Genomic DNA, 1,070 nt, shown 5'->3' with positions numbered 1-1,070 from the left:
GCTCTATTCCTCCGACTTGGAGCTCGGCGAGACGACGAAGCGCATCTTCGAGGCCGTCGAGCGCGTGAAGCCGCAGAGGGTCGTGCTCGACAGCCTCTCCGAGATCAGGCTGCTCGCCCAGAGCTCGCTGCGCTACCGGCGCCAGATCCTGAGTCTCAAGCACTATTTTGCAAAGGCCAACGCGACCGTTCTCCTGCTCGACGACCTCACTACCGACCTAATTGACAAGACGGTGCACTCGGTTGCGCATGGCGTGATCCGCCTGGAAGAAACCGCGCCCGAGTACGGTGCCGAGCGGCGGCGGGTGCGCGTCGTCAAATATCGTGGGCGGAGGTTTCGGGGCGGCTTTCACGACTACACCATTGCGACGGGCGGCGTTCAGGTCTTCCCACGACTCGTCTCGGCCGAGCACAAGGCAGATTACTCGCGTGACGTTCTCAGGACCGAGACCGGCGAACTAGACGCGCTCCTTGGCGGCGGTGTCGAGCGTGCCTCGAGCGTCCTTGTTCTCGGCCCGGCGGGAACGGGCAAGTCGCTATTTGCGCTCACCTTCATCCAAGGCGCAGCAAATCGCGGCGAGCGCGCGGCCATGTTCGTCTTCGACGAGGAGTTGGGCATCCTATTCGAGCGCGCGAAGGGCCTGAAGATCGATCTTCAGGCGATGGTCGATGCCGGGCAGCTCATCATCGAGCAAATCGACGCAGCTGAGCTGACGCCTGGTGAATTTTCCTCGCGCGTGCGACGCTGCGTCGAGACTCACGGCGCTCAGACGGTGGTGATCGATAGCCTCAACGGTTACCAAGCCGCCATGCGTGGCGAGCACGCCTTGGTGCTCCACATGCATGAGCTCTTGCAGTACCTAAACAGGCGAGGTGCCACAACGTTTCTCATCGTCGCCCAGCATGGGCTCGTCGGCGACATGAAGGCGCCCGTAGACGTCACCTATCTCGCCGACACCGTGATCCTGCTGCGGTACTTCGAGGCGCTAGGCCGCGTGCGCCGGGCGATTTCGGTTGTCAAGAAGCGGACCGGCCCGCATGAGGACACGATCCGAGAGTTCCGCATCGGCG

General features: G+C 63.0%; 1 protein-coding gene. It reads left to right on the top strand.

Translation table 11 applies throughout. The features are described 5' to 3' along the window. On the top strand, positions 1-1,070 hold a 1,070-nt coding region (locus SO140_RS46030; protein WP_498544210.1), incomplete at both ends, for an ATPase domain-containing protein.

Source organism: Bradyrhizobium sp. UFLA05-108, assembly GCF_059803455.1.
Note: the sequence above shows the minus strand (reverse complement) of the source record. Positions and strands in the feature narration are given on the sequence as shown.